Origin of the sequence: Parahoeflea halophila (assembly GCF_900220985.1) — a bacterium.
Classification (GTDB): domain Bacteria; phylum Pseudomonadota; class Alphaproteobacteria; order Rhizobiales; family Rhizobiaceae; genus Hoeflea; species Hoeflea halophila.
This window is the reverse complement of the sequence record NZ_OCPC01000007.1, coordinates 43,818-61,619: the sequence shown is the minus strand read 5'-3', so window position 1 is coordinate 61,619 and position 17,802 is coordinate 43,818. Positions and strand designations below refer to the sequence as shown.

At 60.0% G+C, this 17,802-nt stretch carries 15 protein-coding genes; all 15 read left to right on the top strand.

Translation table 11 applies throughout. The features are described 5' to 3' along the window. Positions 1 to 43 precede the first annotated feature (43 nt). Positions 44 to 1,264, top strand: a complete 1,221-nt coding sequence (locus CRO46_RS19335; protein ID WP_097109452.1) for an urea ABC transporter substrate-binding protein — start codon at positions 44 to 46, stop codon at positions 1,262 to 1,264. Between the two features lie 77 nt (positions 1,265 to 1,341). Then, positions 1,342 to 2,208: a branched-chain amino acid ABC transporter permease gene (locus tag CRO46_RS19330; RefSeq protein ID WP_097109451.1), complete on the top strand. Its 867-nt coding sequence runs from the start codon at positions 1,342 to 1,344 to the stop codon at positions 2,206 to 2,208. After that, on the top strand, positions 2,208 to 3,245 hold the full coding sequence (locus tag CRO46_RS19325; RefSeq protein ID WP_097109450.1) for a branched-chain amino acid ABC transporter permease: 1,038 nt from the start codon (positions 2,208 to 2,210) through the stop codon (positions 3,243 to 3,245). Before CRO46_RS19330 ends, CRO46_RS19325 begins: the two co-directional genes overlap by 1 nt. Then, positions 3,238 to 3,954 (top strand): ABC transporter ATP-binding protein, encoded by a 717-nt coding sequence (locus tag CRO46_RS19320; protein WP_097109493.1) that lies wholly within the window; start codon positions 3,238 to 3,240, stop codon positions 3,952 to 3,954. Before CRO46_RS19325 ends, CRO46_RS19320 begins: the two co-directional genes overlap by 8 nt. Beyond that, the gene (locus tag CRO46_RS20230; RefSeq protein ID WP_097109449.1) at positions 3,954 to 6,320 is read left to right on the top strand and encodes an amidase; all 2,367 of its coding nucleotides are present in this window, start codon (positions 3,954 to 3,956) and stop codon (positions 6,318 to 6,320) included. The genes CRO46_RS19320 and CRO46_RS20230 overlap by 1 nt, the downstream gene beginning before the upstream one ends. Positions 6,321 to 6,331: 11 nt before the next feature. Beyond that, on the top strand, positions 6,332 to 8,089 hold the full coding sequence (locus CRO46_RS19310) for an AMP-binding protein (protein WP_097109448.1): 1,758 nt from the start codon (positions 6,332 to 6,334) through the stop codon (positions 8,087 to 8,089). 417 nt (positions 8,090 to 8,506) lie between these two features. Further along, a complete protein-coding gene (locus CRO46_RS19305) occupies positions 8,507 to 9,703 on the top strand; it encodes an MFS transporter (protein WP_179759129.1) in 1,197 nt (398 codons plus the stop codon). After that, complete coding sequence (locus CRO46_RS19300; protein WP_097109446.1) at positions 9,688 to 10,851, top strand: thiolase family protein; 1,164 nt, start codon at positions 9,688 to 9,690, stop codon at positions 10,849 to 10,851. The genes CRO46_RS19305 and CRO46_RS19300 overlap by 16 nt, the downstream gene beginning before the upstream one ends. Then, positions 10,848 to 11,240: a Zn-ribbon domain-containing OB-fold protein gene (locus CRO46_RS19295; protein ID WP_097109445.1), complete on the top strand. Its 393-nt coding sequence runs from the start codon at positions 10,848 to 10,850 to the stop codon at positions 11,238 to 11,240. The genes CRO46_RS19300 and CRO46_RS19295 overlap by 4 nt, the downstream gene beginning before the upstream one ends. After that, the gene (locus tag CRO46_RS19290) at positions 11,233 to 12,897 is read left to right on the top strand and encodes an acetate--CoA ligase (protein ID WP_179759128.1); all 1,665 of its coding nucleotides are present in this window, start codon (positions 11,233 to 11,235) and stop codon (positions 12,895 to 12,897) included. Before CRO46_RS19295 ends, CRO46_RS19290 begins: the two co-directional genes overlap by 8 nt. Positions 12,898 to 12,967: 70 nt before the next feature. Continuing rightward, positions 12,968 to 13,813, top strand: coding sequence for a sugar phosphate isomerase/epimerase family protein (locus CRO46_RS19285; RefSeq protein ID WP_097109443.1), 846 nt, complete (start codon positions 12,968 to 12,970; stop codon positions 13,811 to 13,813). Then, entirely contained in the window at positions 13,803 to 14,348 is a 546-nt protein-coding gene (locus tag CRO46_RS19280) for a DAK2 domain-containing protein (RefSeq protein WP_097109442.1), read from the top strand. The genes CRO46_RS19285 and CRO46_RS19280 overlap by 11 nt, the downstream gene beginning before the upstream one ends. Next, the gene (locus CRO46_RS19275; RefSeq protein ID WP_097109441.1) at positions 14,345 to 15,376 is read left to right on the top strand and encodes a dihydroxyacetone kinase subunit DhaK; all 1,032 of its coding nucleotides are present in this window, start codon (positions 14,345 to 14,347) and stop codon (positions 15,374 to 15,376) included. Before CRO46_RS19280 ends, CRO46_RS19275 begins: the two co-directional genes overlap by 4 nt. Further along, a complete protein-coding gene (locus CRO46_RS19270; RefSeq protein WP_097109440.1) occupies positions 15,373 to 16,293 on the top strand; it encodes a tagatose 1,6-diphosphate aldolase in 921 nt (306 codons plus the stop codon). The genes CRO46_RS19275 and CRO46_RS19270 overlap by 4 nt, the downstream gene beginning before the upstream one ends. Continuing rightward, positions 16,290 to 17,759, top strand: coding sequence for an aldehyde dehydrogenase family protein (locus CRO46_RS19265; protein ID WP_210421549.1), 1,470 nt, complete (start codon positions 16,290 to 16,292; stop codon positions 17,757 to 17,759). Before CRO46_RS19270 ends, CRO46_RS19265 begins: the two co-directional genes overlap by 4 nt. Positions 17,760 to 17,802 lie beyond the last annotated feature (43 nt).

Sequence of the window (17,802 nt, the reverse complement as noted above, 5' to 3'; positions counted from 1 at the left end):
GTTGCCTGACCGCAACTCAACCGACTTATGGAAGGAACACGATATGTCGATAAACAGACGCCATTTCCTCGCCTCCGCGGCCGCTGCAACCGGTGCGCTCATGCTGCCGCGCGCCGTGATGGCCGCCGACACGATCAAACTTGGATCGGTGCTTGATGTTTCGGGCATCTTCGATGCCTATGGCAAGCCGATGGACATGGCACTGCGGCTGGCCGTCAGCCAGATCAACGCTGACGGCGGACTGCTCGGCAAGCAGGTCGAAGTCGTCGGTTACGACACACAATCCGACATGGCGCTCTACTCACAATATGCCCAGCAGCTGGTACGCCAGGACAAGGTCGACGTCGTCCATGGCGGCATCCTGTCGGCTTCACGTGAGGCCATTCGCCAGACCCTGCACAAGAACAAGACGCTGTATTTCTACAATGTGCTTTATGAAGGCGGCGTCTGCGATCGCAACATCTTCATCAACGGTGTAACGCCGGCACAGCAGGCCGAAGCCCTCGTGCCCTACGCGATGGGCAAGTCGGGCAAGAAGGTCTACATCGTTGCCGCCGACTACAATTACGGGCAGATCACCGCCCGCTGGCTGCAGAAATTCGTTGCCGACAATGGCGGCGAAACCGTCGGCGTCGACTTCTTCCCGCTTGATGTTTCGGATTTCGGTTCGACCATTGCAAAGATTCAGACTGCCGGTCCGGATCTGGTCATCGCACCGCTGGTCGGCGGAGCTCATCTCTCGTTCTTCCGGCAATGGGCCGCGGCGGGCATGAAGGACCGGATCGCGCTAGCGTCGACGACCCTGGGCGTAGGCAATGAACACAAGGTGCTGACCGCCGAAGAGGGCAACGGCATCATGGTTGCCTATAATTACAGCCAGGAACTGGAGACACCGGAAAACAAAGCCTTCAAGAAAGCCTGGGTTGCTGCCGGCGGCGATGCTGGCGGTATGCACGAACTTGCGGTTTCCAATTATCACGGCGTGCTCACCTGGGCCGAAGGTGTTCGCCTCGCCGGCTCGCTCGAGCGCGACGCCATCATCGACGCACTGGAAACCGGCATTTCGATCACCGGCCCCGGTGGCAAGGTGACAGTCGACCCCAAGACCCATCATGCCGTTCTCGATGTTCACCTGATGGAATTCGAGAACCAGGGGATGCGGGTTGTCGAAACCTTGCCGCAACGCCAGCCGATCGACACCCAGGCCGTCTGCGATCTGGTCGCCAATCCGGATGACAACACCCAGTACGAAATACAGATCTGACACCTTCTCAAGCTCGGTGAGGGGCCGCCAGGCGCGCGGCCCCTGCCGCTGCCTCAACTCACCCAAGGCCATCATTCATGGATCTGGTATTCGTCATCATCGTCGAAATGCTCTATGCGGTCGCCTCGCTGGTTCTGATCAGCGCGGGTCTCGCCATCGTGTTCGGCATGATGAAGGTGATCAACCTGGCCCATGGCGAGTTCATGATGATGGGCGGCTATGTGACGATCACGGCGGTCACCCTGGGCGCCAACATATTTCTCGCCATGCTTGTCATCGCTCCGGTGGTTGTTGGCTTAATCGGACTGGTGGTCGAACGACTGGTGATCCGGCATCTTTATGGCCGGCTGGTCGACACGATGCTTGCGACATGGGGCCTGAGCCTGTTCTTCATCGGGCTTGTGACCATGATCTTCGGGAACACAACGACCGGGATCTCGACACCGATTTCAGGATTCACGGTCGGAAACTACCAGGTCAACGGCTACAACTTCTTCATCATCCTGGTGGCTATAGTCCTGCTCGGCCTCATGTTTGCAGTGCTCAAGGGCACCCGGCTCGGACTGATCGCGCGCGGTGCGATGCAGCTGCCGGATATGGCGGCGGCACTCGGTTACTCTCCGGAACGCATCTACATGGCCACGTTCTTCTGCGGGTCGGCGCTGTCGGGGCTTGCGGGCGCCATACTAGCGCCCCTGGTCGGTCTGGTGCCGACATCGGGCGGGGCCTATATCGCCAAGGCCTTCATAACCGTCATTGCCGGCGGCCCGTCCCTGATCGCCGGACTTATGGCGAGTTCCGGTCTCTTCGGCTTCATCAGTCAGATCTTCACATTCGCAGTCTCGCCGGTCATGGGAGAGGTGGCGCTGCTGGTGGCTGCGGTGGTGCTGCTCAGGCTGCTGCCGCAAGGTGTGACCGGCAAGTTCTTCAAGGGACGAGTGTGATGGCGACCTTCTGGACAAAGGAGGTGCCGGCCACGATCCTGGTTGCGGCATTGCTGATCTGGATCATGCCGATGATTGTCGGCACCTTTACGCTGACAGTGCTCGTGATTTACGGCATGCTTGGTTTCAGCCTCGGCCTGATCTGGGGTTTCGGCGGAATTCTCTGTTTCGGCCAGGCGGCATTCTTCGGGCTCGGGGCCTATACCTACGCAATCGCCGCCATCAATATCGGCGACAGCACCATTCCGATGCTGCTTGCCATTCTCGTACCGGCCGCCTTCGCCGCCCTGCTTGGCGCGATGATGTTTTACGGCCGGTTGACGGATGTCTATCTCGGCGTGATCACGCTGGTGGTGACGCTGATCCTGTTCAAGTTCATCAGTTCGACGGCCGGTCCGGAATACGTAATCGGCAAGGCGCGGCTCGGCGGTTTCAACGGCATCCCTGGCTTCCAGACGCTGAATGTGCCGGGACGCCCGAACGACTACATCTATGGCGACCCGTATTTCTATTTCTGCGCCATTCTCCTGATAATCGTCTATCTGCTGGTCAGCTGGTTGCTGAAATCCTCTTTCGGGCGTGTGGCCATCGGCATTCGCGAGAACGAGGTACGCGTTGCGCTGATGGGCTATGACGTCAGCGCGCGCAAGACTGTCCTGTTCTCCATCGGCGCGGCGATTGCCGGACTGGCGGGCGCACTGTTTGCCAATTGGGGAGAGATCGTGACACCCAATCTCTTCAGTCTCGGGCAATCGGCGGAAATCATCATCTGGTGCATCGTCGGTGGACTTGGTACCCGCATCGGCCCGATCGTCGGGGCTGCAGGGCTCGCCTATCTCAAGTTCCTGCTCGGCCAGCAGAGCATGATCGACAACACGCTGCTGACCGGAATCATTCTCGTGCTTTTCGTGCTCTTTCTGCCCAAGGGGCTGGTTCCGGCAATCGGGTCATTGTGGAAAGTCAGTTTCGGGCGACGCCGCAGGTTTCCCCGTCATGGCGTGCGTCGCCTTCGCGGCCGGAGTGTCGGGCATGGCTGAAACTGTCCTTGAAACAGCGGGCTTGACGATGCGATTTGGCGGTGTGGTCGCCAGCGACAATGTCGATTTCAAGCTGAAGGCGGGGGAGCTGCGCTGCCTGATCGGTCCCAACGGGGCTGGAAAGTCGACCTTCTTCAAATGCATCACGGGGCTTCTGACGCCCACCAGTGGGCAGGTGTTCATGCGCGGATACGAGACCACTGGCTGGAACCCGCATCAGGTCGCGGGGCTGGGGGTCGGGATCAAGACCCAGGTGCCAAACCTGATGGACGGCCTCGATGTGTTTGAAAACATCTGGATGGCCGCGCGTCGGTTCCTGTCGATGCCCGATGCGATGCGCAAGGCGTCGGAGGTGATCGAGCGTCTTGCCCTTGGCCCGATTGCGCGGACCGAGCTTGGACGGCTGGCCCATGGGGAGAGGCAGCGTGTGGAATTGGGCCTGGTGGTTGCCGCCGATCCCTGGCTGGTGCTGCTTGACGAGCCTGCGGCCGGCATGAGCGCCGATGACGTAGAACGAATGAGCACCATCATACGCGAGATGACCCGGACCGCGGCCGTCGTCATCGTCGAGCACGACATGCAGTTCATCCGCTCGATTGCCAGCACCGTCACCGTCTTCCACCAGGGCGCAGTGCTGATGGAGGATCATGTCGACCGGGTCATGGCGGATCCGACTGTCCGCAACGTCTACCTGGGAAAGAAAGCCTGATGACGGCCACGGACCAAAAGACCTGCCTGGATATCAAGAGCCTTTCGGGGGGCTATGGCAAGGTTCCTATCCTGCACGGCATCGAACTCTCCGTGTCGGAGAACGAGGTCGTCGGCATTCTCGGTCACAATGGAATGGGCAAGTCCACCCTGCTTAAGACCATCATGGGATTCCTGCCCGCAAGTTCCGGCACCGTCAGATTTCACGGTGTCGAGATCAATCGCCTTTCGCCTTACGAACGGGCAGGGCACGGGATCGGTTACGTGCCGCAGGGTCGCGGAATTTTCCCGCAACTAAGCGTGCGCGACAATCTCCGCTTTGCCTGGCACGACTATTCAGGCGGCAGCGAGGACGAGGTGATCGAGTCCGTCCTTGCGGATTTCCCACGGCTGGCACGGTTGCTCGACCGAACGGGCGGCGCCTTGTCCGGCGGCGAACAGCAACTCCTGGCGCTGGCCCGAAGCCTGATGGGCGATCCGGAACTGCTGCTGCTGGACGAGCCCACCGAAGGCATCCAGCCCTCGATCATCGAAGAGATGTCGGAGACCCTGTTGAAGCTGCGCGCGCGGCGCGGGCTGTCGATCCTGCTTGTCGAACAGAATTTCGACTTCATCGCCGACCTGTCGGATCGGGTTCTGGTGCTTGAACGCGGGCGGATCACCGGCGAACTCTCCAAGGCGGACCTGTCCGATCAGGGGAAGGTCGACCAGTTCCTCGGCTTCGGCGCGGCCCGCTCCACCCGTAGCACGACGAAGACGGTAACGCGTGATGCGCCAGGCCCGGTGATCAGCCCCGAGCGCATCCACCAGACCGGCAATCCTGCACCCATCATCTCCCAGCCACCGGTGACCAGCATGACAATCAAACGTCCCAGCCTATCGCAGATGCGCGCCATGGCGAGCCGTTTCGGCATGAGCCTCACTGATGCGGAACTCGGCGAATACAGCCAGATCATGGAACCCTATATCCAGGCCTATGACCGGCTTGATGCCCTGCCGGACAATTTGCCCGAGGTTCGCTATCCCCGTTCGCCGGGGCGCTTTCCAGATCCCACGGAAAACCCGCTCAATGCCTGGTATGTCAAGACCGAGGTGCGCGGGGCCCCCGACGGGCCGCTGCGCGGCAAGCGCATCGCCCTCAAGGACACGATCTGCCTTGCGGGCGTGCCGATGATGAACGGGTCGTCGATCATGGAAGGCTACACACCCGAGATCGACGCCACAATCGTAACCCGGATGCTCGATGCGGGTGCGATCATCGCCGGAAAGGCGCATTGCGAGAATTTCTGCCTGTCTGGCGGATCGCACACCAATGCAAAGGGACCGGTGCACAATCCCTGGAAACGCGGTTACATGGCCAACGGCTCGTCAAGCGGATCGGCGGCGCTGGTCGCCAGCGGAGAGGTCGACATGGCGATCGCCGGTGACCAGGGCGGTTCGATCAGGTTGCCGTCCTCGGCCTGCGGCGTTTACGGCATGAAGGCCACCCACGGCCTGGTGCCCTACACCGGCGTCATGCCTGTGGAGATGACCATCGACCACGTCGGCCCGGTGACCTCCAATGTCGCCGACAATGCGCTGCTGCTTGAAGTGCTCGCCGGCGAGGACGGGCTCGATCCGCGCCAGTACAACCCGAAGGTCTATCATTACACCGAAGCGCTCGGCCGCGGCGCGCATGGACTGCGGATCGGGATCCTGAAAGAAGGTTTTCGCCGCCCGGAGAGCGAATCGGATGTCGATGACAAGGTGCTGGCGGCCGCTGAGCGGTTCCGGCAACTGGGCGCGATGGTTGAGGAAATCTCGGTGCCGGAACACGCTCTTGCCGTCGATTGCTGGACCGCGATCACGGTTGAAGGTCTTCAGGACTTCATGATGCACGGCAACACGGCGGGCACCAATTATCGCGGCCTGTTCCTGCCGTCGATGATCGACCAGATGTCGCAATGGCGCAACCGGGCGGACGAGCTCAGCCATTCGCTCAAGACCTGCATGTTCCTTGGCGAGCATTTCCAGACCCAGTACCGGGGCCGGTTCTACGGCAAGGCGCAGAATCTCATGCGCCGTGTCAACGAGAAATATGCCCAGGCGCTCAAGCGTTTCGACGTGCTGTTGATGCCAACAATGCCGATGAAGCCGCGGGAAATCCCACCGGCGGACTGTTCAATCAACCTCTATGTCCAGCGCGCCTTCGAGATGATCGGCAACACCGCGCCTTTCAATGGCGGGCTTCCGGCCATGAGTGTACCCTGCGGTCTGAGTGAGGGATTGCCGATCGGCATGATGCTGGTTGGACCGAGCTTTGGCGAGATGAAGATCTACCAGGCAGCGCACGCATTTGAGCAAAGCGAAGACTGGCGCAGCATGTAGGGGAGAGGCCCATGTCCATTCTGAACGAGAGCCTGGCAGGAAAGCTTTCCGATTTTGGCCGCACAGACAAGGCGCAGGCGGTTGAAGTGACAGAGCCCGAGAACAATCTCTCCTATGTCCGCGGCAGCAACCATCTGCCCTTGCGCTACATGACCATTCCGCAACTGTTGCGCGAGACCGTGTCTCTGTTCGGTCCCCGCGAGGCGATCGTTTGCCCGCAGCAGGACATTCGCCTGAGCTATTACGAGTTTGACCGCGCGGTCGACGAACTTGCCTCGGGCTTTCTCGCCATGGGACTGCAAAAGGGTGACCGTATCGGAATCTGGTCGCCCAATCGCTTTGAGTGGGTGCTGACCCAGTTTGCCACGGCACGGATCGGGCTCGTGCTGGTCAACATCAACCCGGCCTATCGCCTCTCCGAGCTGGAATATGCGCTCAACAAGGTCGGCTGCAAGGCGCTGGTCACAGCGCGCGCGTTCAAGTCGTCCAACTATCTCGACATGATCACGGCGCTGGCGCCCGAGATCGCGGACTGCGCACCCGGGCGGTTGCGGGCTGAAAGGCTTCCGCATCTGCGCGCGGTGATCGTGCTTGGCGAGGTGAGCGAACCGGGGGTGTTTTCGTTCGACCGGGTAAGGTCCCTCGGCGGTCCGGCGCAGCAGTTGCGGTTGCCGGCGATCGACGCCGAGCTTGGCCCGGATGACGCCATCAACATCCAGTTCACCTCGGGAACGACGGGTCATCCCAAGGGCGCCACGCTTTCGCACTACAACATTGTCAACAATGCCCGCTTCGTCACCGATCGCATTGCGCTTACGGAAAGCGACCGGCTGTGCATTCCGGTGCCGCTCTACCATTGTTTCGGCATGGTGATGGGGGTGCTGGGTGCTGTCAGCAAGGGTGCCGCGATGGTGTTTCCCGGCGAGGCTTTCGATCCGTCGGCTACATTGCAGGCGCTTGAAGCGGAGCGGTGCACGGCGGTCTATGGCGTGCCGACCATGTTCGTCGCCATGCTCGAGAACCTCGACACTTCGCCACGCAACCTGACGCAGTTGCGCACCGGAATCATGGCCGGTGCGCCGTGCCCCGTGGAGGTGATGCACCGGGTGATGCAGCGGATGCACATGCGCGAGGTGACGATCTGCTACGGCATGACCGAAACATCGCCGGTATCGTTTCAAAGTTTTACCGATGATCCGATCGACAAGCGATGCGGAACGGTCGGCCGTGTCCACCCGCATCTCGAGGTCAAGATCGTCGATGATGACGGCCGGATCGTGCCAGTCGGTGTTCGCGGCGAATTGTGCACCCGTGGCTATTCGGTGATGAAGGGCTATTGGGGCGAACAGGAGAAGACGGCTGAGTCGATCCGGGACGGGTGGATGCATACCGGCGATCTGGCGGTGATGGACGAGCAGGGTTTCTGCGCCATCGTCGGGCGGGTCAAGGACATGATCATTCGCGGTGGCGAAAATGTCTATCCGCGCGAAATCGAGGAATTCCTTTTCCGCCATCCCAAGATCTCGGAAGTCCAGGTGTTCGGAGTGCCCGACGAAAAATATGGCGAGGAAGTCTGCGCCTGGGTCGTCCCGAAGCTGGGCGTCAGTCTCGACGGGGAGGAGCTGCGCGCATTCTGCAGCGGCCAGATCGCGCATTACAAGGTTCCCAGATACGTCCGTATCGTCGAGGCGTTGCCGATGACAATTACCGGCAAGCCACAGAAATTTGTCATGCGCGAACAGATGCAGGAAATTCTCAGCAAGGGGTGATTTGGCACCCATGGCATTGCCGTTGGCCGGAACGACGATGGTCCGGTTGATGAACACCCACGATTTTCTGTCTCTTTGCGTCAGTCCTTTGCGGTCTCGGCAGACCTGTACCTGCCAACCAATCCCGCTCGAAGTTCGTTATGGCCATGCGACAGCGGCAAATGACCTGCATTTGCCCAAGCCCGATCGCACCTTCGCCTGATAACCCAGCATAGAGCGCTGAAAAGCTTTCTGCCGCTGCGCATGGCTCCGGATCCATTGGACCTGCAACTTCACCCGTTCCGGCCAGAAGTGGGAGACCAAGCTTGTATCAGGCCGCAATCTCTTGAGGACCATGCCAGGTACGGATGCAATATCTGCACGACAAGTCCGGAAAAAATTTGTTGTAACAAATAAGTATCTATGTATTCTGCCGTCATGGGTTCACGATCGACGTCCACTATTGCCAAGGCGCTCCCGCCCTATGTCGCCGCTCATGGGGCGGCGCAATTGCTGTTGTGGTCCGCTTTCTACTATCTGCTGCCTGCGCTGATGTCACAAATCGCGGACCAGACAAATTGGCCGGTTGTGCATCTTTCGACCACTTTTTCGGTTGTTTTTCTGGCCTGGGCTGCCAGCGCACCTTTTGCTGGCTGGCTTGTTGATCGGGGGTACGGCCACGCCATGATGCGTGCGGGCGGCCTCCTTGGAGCGCTGCTGCTCGTGGTTCTGACCCAGCTGACCGACCGCTGGCTGTTTAGCGGACTTTTTGTGTTGCTGGGTTGCTGCATGGCTGCCACCCTTTATGATCCCTGCTTTGCCTTGATACTCAGGCGAATGAAGGACAAGGCGGCGAACGGAGTCGCGACGGTCACCCTGATTGCCGGCTTTGCAACACTGCTCACTTTCCCCGCAGTGAGCATCTTGTCGTCCTTTCTGTCATGGCAAGAGGTGATGCTGGTGTTTGCGGCAGGCGCAGCCGCCGGTGTTGTCTTGTTGCCCAAGGAGCCGCACGCTGTCGAAGAACAGCGCGTGGTGGCGGTCGGGAAACTGGATTTCGGAGCTGGCCCGAGGTTGATTGCAGTCTCGTTCGGAATGACCATGCTGGGCCACGCGATCCTGCTGTTCATGCTGCCGGTCATTGTTGGCGGAGCTGATCAGGGCAGCTCAGCGGCATTGTTGGCGCTTAGCATACTTGGTCCGGCGCAAGTTGCCGGCCGCCTGATCTGGCGGGCCTATGGCGGGCATACAGTTACAGCATTTGCTGCCAAGATCCTGTTCGGTCTGTTTTGCTTGCCGCCGTTGCTGTTGCTTCTGTTCGGATTGTCCAACTGGCTGTTATACGCCGTACTGCTGTTGCAGGGCGGCTGCTACGGTATTCACACAATTCTTCGGCCGCTGCTTGCGGCTCGGCATCTGCCAAGCTCGCAAATCGGGCGCGGCCTCGGCGTCATTGCAACCGTGGGGCTGGTCATGATGGCCCTTGGTCCCGCTCTCGGAGGCCTGATCTGGAGCGGGACCGGGACACAGGGACTGCTGACGGCGGTTCTCCTGGTCAATCTTGTCGGGCTGGCGCTTGTTTTTGTGCTTTTTCATCGAACACCGGAGAAGAAGGCCGCATGCTCAACGATGTGAAGATTGCAGGCGGGGCGATGACGCCCTTCAACCGCCGAAAGGATGGCAGCTCCTTCAGGGACTGGTCACGGACGGCGGTTTCCGGTGCGCTGAAGGATGCCAGTCTTGAGCCACGCGACATCGACATGCTCGTGGTCGCCTCAGAGAGCGATTTTTTCACTTTGCAGCTCAATCCTGCTGCTCTTCTCGCAGATGAATGCGGGTTGTTCGGGGTTGCTGCCCAAAGGGCCGAAGGGGGTGGCGCGTCCGGACATGTGGCGTTCCATGCCGGAGTGGCAGCGCTTGCTGGCGGTATGGCAAAGCGGGTGCTGGTGCTCGGCGTCGAGCCTTCAGCGTCCCATTTGAAAGGGGCAGACGTCGGTGCCCTTTACGCCTTGTCCTTCGACGCCTGGACAGATGGCATGACCGGTGTCGACGCCACGTCTCTTTATGCCCTGTCGGCTCAGATGTTCATGCAACGCACCGGTGCGAAACATGCCGACTTTGCGCAGATTGCTGTCCGCAACCGGCAGAATGCCGGGCTGAACCCCTATGCGCATTTGCCGCTCGATGTCTCGATTGACGATGTTGTTTCCTCAACGCTTGTGGCCGCGCCCTACCATCGGCTCGATTGTTCGCCGCTCAGCGACGGTGCGGCGGCCCTGATTCTCGCCCGCGCGAAAGACCTGCCGCAAAACGGACAAACGCGTGCCAGCGTCAAGGGGTTGGGGAACAGCACCGACCGGGTACGCCTCGGGGAACGGAGCGACCCGGGGTATTTTGCCGGAAAACGTGAAGCGTCCCGCCGTGCCTTTTCGATGGCGGGTGTCGAGGTGACCGATATCGGTCTTGCCGAGGTCTATGACAGCTATTCGGGTGCGCAGCTGCAGGCACTCGAGGCGCTGGGCCTTGTGGAGGACGTGGTTGCTGCCGAGCGCAGCGGCATGTTTGCCGCCGACGGTGCGATGCCGGTCAACCTGTCCGGGGGGCTTCTGGGGCAAGGGGCGCCCGTCGGCGCGACCGGTGTTGCCCAGGTCATTGCTGCGGCGCTTCAGCTCGAAGGCCGCTATTGGGGATTGCGCCCTGCCAAAGCGGCCAGATTCGCTCTTGTTGATACGCACGGAGGCATCGCGACCCTCAACACCGTCAGTATTCTGGAGGCACCATGAAGCAGTCGATAACCCTCGACTATACCTTGCCGGAAGGCTGCTTGCAGCCGCATTTTGAAGCGCTGAGACGCGGTGAGGCGCTGGCAAGCAAGTGTGGGGCCTGCGGCCACGTTGCGTTTCCCGCGCGCGTGCTGTGCGCAGATTGCGGTTCTGATGCTTTGGGATGGGTCACCTTGCCGGGCACCGCACGGGTCAGCTGCCGCACCGGCGGGGCAGAGAAGGGGGTCGCCCTTGTACGCTTCGATGGCGCGGACGCCATGAGCACCGTGGCCCTGAAAAACCCCGAAATAGCTGGCGAGACGGGCAAACTGAGTGTGCCCGAAAACAGTGAGGCCGGTCTCTGGCTTCTGCTCGACACGGTAACTGCCAAAGGAGATGGGAATGTTTGAAGCGTGGGCGGACAGCGATTTGGCTCGGATCGGCTTGAAGCGCAGCGGGAATTCGCTGCAGATCAGCATCCCCGAGGACGCCAATATTTATCACATGACCGTTGGCGCGCAATTGGCGGAAGGACGGCAGAATGAACGGGCGCTTGTCTTCGAAACGGCGTCGGGAGCTTTGCAGACCTGGAGCTTTGGCGAAGTTGATGCTCAGGCGAGCGCCCTTGCAGCGAGCCTTCGTCAGCGTGGTTTTGGCCGCGGAGATCTGATCGGGATCCACACGGGCATGCGCCCGGAAACAGCCATTGCGCATATGGCCGTCTGCAAGCTGGGCGCGACGGCTGTAACGCTTTCCCAACTTTATGGGCCAGACGCCCTGGCGCATGCCCTCAACCACTGCAAGGCGCGGTGCTTGTTGACGGTGGAAAGCGCATGGGCTCCGCTGAGGACTGAAGCTGCGACGCACCTGCCGCATCTCACCGATATCCTGGTGGCTGAAGGTGCTGTGGGGCGTGAGGCGGATCTGACCGGGATCCTTCAAGCGCCCGTGCCGCAGGATTTCGAACCTGAGTACACCCGTGCCGATGATCCGGCATTGCTCATGTACACGTCCGGGTCGACCGGCATGCCAAAGGGAATCCTTCACGGCCACAGGGTACTGGCGTCGTACAGGCCTTCGATCAATCTGTTTTTCAACCTGACGCTGGATGATCCGGATGCGGTCTATTGGTCGCCGTCGGACTGGGCCTGGGTTGGCGGATTGCTGGACATGCTGTTTCCGGCATGGCTGGCTGGACGCCCGGTTGTCACCTCTGAAGCGCGCTTCAGGGCCGCCTGGGCCTATGATTTCATGAGCCGTCACAAGGTCACGCACACGTTTCTGGCGCCGACGGCGATCAAAAGGCTCGCGGAAACAGCTGACCCGCGATCGGAATATGATCTGTCCTTGCGCGTGATCTGCACCGGTGGCGAAGCGCTGGCTGCCGACACGCTGTCCTGGGCAGAAAACAAACTCGGTGTTGTCTGCAACGAATTCTACGGCATGACCGAGGTCGATCATCTGATCGGCAATTGCGCAGCCCTCTATCCACGTAAACCCGGATCCATGGGGGTGGCCTATCCAGGTCACGACGTCCGGCTTGTTGACGACGCCGGAAGGGAGGTCCCGCCAGGAGAGCAGGGTGAAATCGTTACGCCTGCGGATGCCCCGACCCGCTATCTCGGTTATCTGAAAAACAGCGAAAAGGAAGCGGAGCTGCGGCTCGGAGACTACATGATGACGCACGACCTGGCGGTGCGTGATGAGGATGGCTACTTCTGGTACAAGGGACGCTCGGACGATCTGATCAAGTCTTCCGGCTTCCGTATTGGTCCGGCGGAAATCGAAGAATGCCTCCTGGCTCATGCCGCTGTCGCCGAGGCCGGCGTGATCGGCAAGCCGGATGCAGAACGCGGCAGCATTGTGAAGGCTTTTGTGCGCCTGTCGAACGGCACCAGAGGCGACGAGGAGCTGAAGAACTCGCTCAAGGACCATGTGCGCCAGCGCCTGGCCGCTTACAAGGCGCCGCGTGAGATCGAGTTCGTTGCAGATTTCGAGATGACATCTTCGGGAAAAATCAACCGGCGAGCGTTGCGCGCACGGGAAAACGCTGCCCCCGGCGCTTGACGATTGTAATTTGTTACTACTAATATGTATCTATGAATTTCGTTGCAAAAACACGCAGAGGTCAGACATCATGAGATTTGGCATCCATGCGGGCCTCTGGATGAAGGCCTGGACCGATGATCTGGCGCCAATATTCGCCCATGCGGCCGAGATAGGGTTTGACGGTGTCGAAGTCTCGCTGCTGGGAATCGGCCATGATCGCGCGGGGTTGATCCGGCGTCAGGCGTCCGATCACGGTTTGGCGCTGACCTGTTCGACCGGTCTTTCTCCAGATGCTGATCCGACATCGCCCGATCCGGAAGTCCGCAAAAATGCGGTCGCGGTCCTGCGCAATGCAATTGAAGTCGCAAGTGCACTCGGCTCCGAGGGGCTGGCGGGTGTGGTTGCTGCTCCCTGGGGTGTGTTCGACCCGGCGAACAAGCAGGAGCGAGCGGCGCGTTCGGCGGACACTTTGCGCCAGCTGGATGGGGTTTTGGCTGATTGCGGCGTCACGCTCGGTATCGAGGCACTTAACCGGTTTGAAAGCGACCTCACGTCTACCGCCGAAGAGACAGCCGCCATTGCGCGTGCCTGCGGCTCTGAACGCATCGGTGTGCTGCTCGACAGTTTTCACATGAATATTGAGGAAAAAGACCCACCGGCCGCGATCCGGGCGTCGTCGGACGTGCTGGTTCATTACCATGTTTCAGATAATGACCGCGGTGTGCCGGGTAGCGGGCGGTATGATTTCCACAAGGATGCGAAGGCATTGGCGGACATCGGATATCGCGGCTGGGTGGTGGCGGAGATGTTTGTGATGGCTGGAAATCCGGCAAGCGCGGATCTCAATATCTGGCGCGATATCGAGCCGGACCCGACCAAGGCTGCCCGGCAAACGCTCTCATACCTCAAGGAGGTATTTGCTGATGTCTGCTGATGCATTTTTCCGCCGGCTGCACGCCGTTGTCGCTGATGAAGCGGCTCGGCTCAACGCGCTTGACGCTGCTGTCGGAGACGGTGATCACGGGTCCACCATGCTGCGCGGGTTGACCAAGGCTGTTTCGGCGCCGGACAACCTTCGAGCAAAGGCATTCATGCGTGCCTCCGGTGGTGCTTCGGGCACGTTGTTCGGCCTGATCTTGATGGCCATTGAAGCGCACCTGGAAACCGGTGCGGACCTTCACGCCGGGCTGGCCAAGGCCTGTGAGCGCATCTGCGATCTGGGCGAGGTGAAGGCCGGGGACAAGAGCATGGTGGATGCGCTGTATCCGGCTGTTGAGGCGCTTCAGAATAAGGGCCTTGCAGCGAGCATAGACGCGGCAAGGGTGGGACGCGACGGCACCAAAGACCTGCGCGCGCAACGGGGCCGCGCTCAATATGTTGAAGACGGGGGCAGGGGGCATCTGGATCCGGGATCTGTCTCTGTGGTGCTTATTCTCGAGACCCTGGCCGAAGTGGGTGATCCCGCATGAAAAAGCTGTTCAACTCTCAGGAAACAATGGTCGACGACATGCTGGACGGGTTTGTTTCGGCCTATCCGCAGGTTCAGCGCGGCGCACGTGATCCGCGGGTCATTGTGCGTGCCAAAAACAAGAAGGACGCCGACAAGAAGGTGATGCTGCTGATCGGGAACGGGTCCGGTCACGAGCCGATTGCCATGGGATTTGTCGGGCAGGGTCTGCTCGATGCAAATGTCGTCGGGGATGTCTTCGCCGCACCGTCGGCCGATCTCATTCTCGACGGCATTACAGAAGTTTCGGGAGAGGCAGGAACGATCCTTCTGATTTCGCAGCATTCCGGCGACATGATCAATGGGCGGGCTGCAACGATGCTGGCGGAAGACGACGGTATAAAGGTCGTGGCATTGCCGATGTACGATGATATTTCCGCAGCGCCTCCGGAGAGAAGGCATCGCCGTCGGGGCGCGCCCGGGACGATGTTCATCTATAAAATTCTGGGAGCGGCGGCAGAGGAGGGGCGATCCCTGGAAGCTCTGGTTGCTCTTGGGCAGGAGGTGCGCGAGCGGACGGTCACGCTTGCAGCAGCGGTGACGCCAGGTGTCTCCCCGCTCACCGGGAAACCGATGTTCAGCCTGCCGGACGATGAAATCTTCCTCGGCATGGGCGTGCACGGCGAGCCCGGTATTGGCCGGGCGAAGGTTGGCCCGGTTTCGGGATTGGTCGACCAGATGGTGGAAAAGCTCCTCGCCGACCGCCCGCTGTCAAGCGGTGCAAAGGCTTGTGTCATCATCAATGGCATGGGTGGGACGACCCAAATGGAACTGCTGACCATATGGAACGAGACCCGCGTCAAACTGGCAAGCAAAGGGATTTCCGCCATTGCGCCAATGATTGGCAGCTACGTCACCACCCAGGAAATGGGCGGCTTTTCGATCTCCTTGCTGGAGCCCACCGACGACATGCTGGCGTGCTGGTGCGCACCGTCAGATACGCCACATTTTCCCGCCATCGATTGTGCATATGAGGATCTGAATTCATGAGCCACGCCAAGCCCTTGTTGCAAGATCCGGTATATGGTGTCGCCGTCGATCAGGGGAGTGGGCTGGGAGCAGCCCTCAAGTCCGCGCGGGGCGCGGCTTCCCGTGAAGACGATCTTTTTCACTTCAAGCGCATCGTTGTTGAAACACTAAGTCCGGATGCGACGACACTGCTTGTCGATGCCAATTTCGGCCGTGACCTGCTGCCACACTTTGATGATCGTTGTGTCAAGATGCTGGCGTTTGAGGCGGACGTCTACCGGATTTCCGATGATGACCGGATAACAGCCCTGCCGGAAAATCTGGAGGTGTCCGAATTTTATGCACTTGGTGCGCAGATCCTCAAGTTTTTTCTCTATTTTGGCCCGAACGACCCGGTCGAACTGAACGAGCGAAAGTTCGAACTGGTGACTGACATTGGTCAACGTTGCAGGGCTGTCGGCATACCGTTTCTGTTTGAGCCGATTGTCTATGATCGCGCGATCCCCGATTCCGCATCGGAGGCTTTCGCGCGGATGAAGCCTGAGCTGGTGCGTGCGGCCACCGAGGCCTTTGCCGATCCGCGGTTTTCGATTGATATCCTGAAGGTGGAAATTCCCGTCAATTTCGATTTTGTCGAAGGCTACGGCAATGCCGTGATATCGCGTTCAGAAGCCGAAAAAGCATTCCGGCAGGCTGCCGAAGCCGCGAATGGAATTCCGCTTCTCTATCTCAGTGCTGGTGTCACATTCGAACAGTTCCGCGACGCCTTGGCCTTTTCCAAGGCCGCAGGGGTGAATGCCTATGGCTTCATGTGCGGACGGGCAATCTGGCGCGATGCAATCGAAATTTTTGGTGCTGAAGGTCCGGCGGCGATGACCGCATGGATGAAATCGACAGGACGCGACCGCCTGGCGCAGCTCAAGGAGGCGATCTCGTGAAACTCTTCGAACGCCATCCCGAAGTCGCGGCCTTCCTGGAGCAGGTTCAGGGTCTGCGTATCGGATCCGGAATGGTCAAAACTGATCAGCTGTTCGATGTCATCGACCCCTCGTTCGGGACTGTAGCGGCGCAGGTCGCCCGTGCCGGCGAGGCGGAGATCGATCAGGCCGTTGCGGCGGCTCGGGCCGCCTTGTCCGGTCCGTGGGCGAAGATGACACCCCATGACCGTGGACAGCTCCTGTGGCGGCTTGCAGACGCGATTGAGGAAAAGAAGGAAATCTTCGGCCAGCTTGACGCGATCGATAACGGCAAGCCACTTCACGTTGCCCGCGATGTCGATGCAGTCTATTCGGCGCGCCATTTCCGGTATTTCGCCGGCTGGCCGAGCAAGATCGAAGGCAGAACAATCCCGGTGTCCGTACCCGGCCGGACGAATTTTACCAGGGTCGAGCCTGTTGGCGTGTGCGGGCTGATCACCCCGTGGAACTACCCGACGCTCATGGTCGCCTGGAAACTGGCTCCTGCCCTGGCGGCCGGCAACACGATCGTGCTGAAGCCGGCCGAGCAGACCCCGCTGAGTGCATTGTATCTGGCAGAACTTGCGCTGAAGATCGGTTTTCCGCCCGGGGTTCTGAATGTGGTTCCGGGCCTCGGCCAGGATGCCGGCGCGGCTCTGGCTGCGCATCCCGATGTTGACAAGGTTGGCTTCACTGGTTCGACCGAAACCGGCAGGAGGATTGTCACGGCCTCCAGGGGCAACTTGAAGAAAGTGTCGCTGGAACTCGGAGGCAAGGCCGCAAATATCCTGTTTCCCGATGCAGATCTCGACAAGGCTGTTCCGGGGGCTTTCTGGGCGCTTTTTGGCAACAATGGACAGTCCTGCACGGCCGGCGCGCGGCTCTACGTTCATCGATCTATTCATGATGAAGTCGTCGAGCGCCTGGCGAAGATGGCTCGGGAAATTTCCGTGGGACCGGGAATGGCGCAAAAAACCAATGACCTGGGCCCGGTTATCTCGGAAGCGCAGCTGAATAAGGTCCTGGGCTATATCGAGAGTGGCCGTTCAGAAGGTGCGGAATGCGTCGCCGGCGGGTCCCGTCACGGCGAAGCCGGATATTTTGTGGCTCCGACGGTTTTGCAAAACGTTCGGGATGACATGCGGGTTGCACGGGAAGAGATTTTCGGACCGGTGCTTTGCGTCATGAGCTTTGATGAGGAAGAGGACGTGCTCGCCAGAGCCAACGACACCGAATTCGGTCTCGCGGCAGGCTGTTGGACCCGGGACCTGTCGAGGGCCATGCGCGTATCTGAACAGCTGAAGGCCGGAACGATCTGGATCAACACATGGGGCGATACCGACCCGGCCTCACCGTTTGGCGGGATGAAACAGAGTGGGTATGGGCGCGAAATGGGAGAGGAGGCGATTGCTCTCTATTCCCAGACCAAAAGCGTCTGGCTTGGATAGACAATGCCGATTTGATATATCGAATTGAGTATATCAACATAAT

Bases quoted from the DNA above. Each gene is read 5' to 3' on its own strand.
- CRO46_RS19335 (WP_097109452.1), top strand. From the start codon at position 44: ATGTCGATAAACAGACGCCATTTCCTCGCCTCCGCGGCCGCTGCAACC.
- CRO46_RS19330 (WP_097109451.1), top strand. From the start codon at position 1,342: ATGGATCTGGTATTCGTCATCATCGTCGAAATGCTCTATGCGGTCGCC.
- CRO46_RS19325 (WP_097109450.1), top strand. From the start codon at position 2,208: ATGGCGACCTTCTGGACAAAGGAGGTGCCGGCCACGATCCTGGTTGCG.
- CRO46_RS19320 (WP_097109493.1), top strand. From the start codon at position 3,238: ATGGCTGAAACTGTCCTTGAAACAGCGGGCTTGACGATGCGATTTGGC.
- CRO46_RS20230 (WP_097109449.1), top strand. From the start codon at position 3,954: ATGACGGCCACGGACCAAAAGACCTGCCTGGATATCAAGAGCCTTTCG.
- CRO46_RS19310 (WP_097109448.1), top strand. From the start codon at position 6,332: ATGTCCATTCTGAACGAGAGCCTGGCAGGAAAGCTTTCCGATTTTGGC.
- CRO46_RS19305 (WP_179759129.1), top strand. From the start codon at position 8,507: ATGGGTTCACGATCGACGTCCACTATTGCCAAGGCGCTCCCGCCCTAT.
- CRO46_RS19300 (WP_097109446.1), top strand. From the start codon at position 9,688: ATGCTCAACGATGTGAAGATTGCAGGCGGGGCGATGACGCCCTTCAAC.
- CRO46_RS19295 (WP_097109445.1), top strand. From the start codon at position 10,848: ATGAAGCAGTCGATAACCCTCGACTATACCTTGCCGGAAGGCTGCTTG.
- CRO46_RS19290 (WP_179759128.1), top strand. From the start codon at position 11,233: ATGTTTGAAGCGTGGGCGGACAGCGATTTGGCTCGGATCGGCTTGAAG.
- CRO46_RS19285 (WP_097109443.1), top strand. From the start codon at position 12,968: ATGAGATTTGGCATCCATGCGGGCCTCTGGATGAAGGCCTGGACCGAT.
- CRO46_RS19280 (WP_097109442.1), top strand. From the start codon at position 13,803: ATGTCTGCTGATGCATTTTTCCGCCGGCTGCACGCCGTTGTCGCTGAT.
- CRO46_RS19275 (WP_097109441.1), top strand. From the start codon at position 14,345: ATGAAAAAGCTGTTCAACTCTCAGGAAACAATGGTCGACGACATGCTG.
- CRO46_RS19270 (WP_097109440.1), top strand. From the start codon at position 15,373: ATGAGCCACGCCAAGCCCTTGTTGCAAGATCCGGTATATGGTGTCGCC.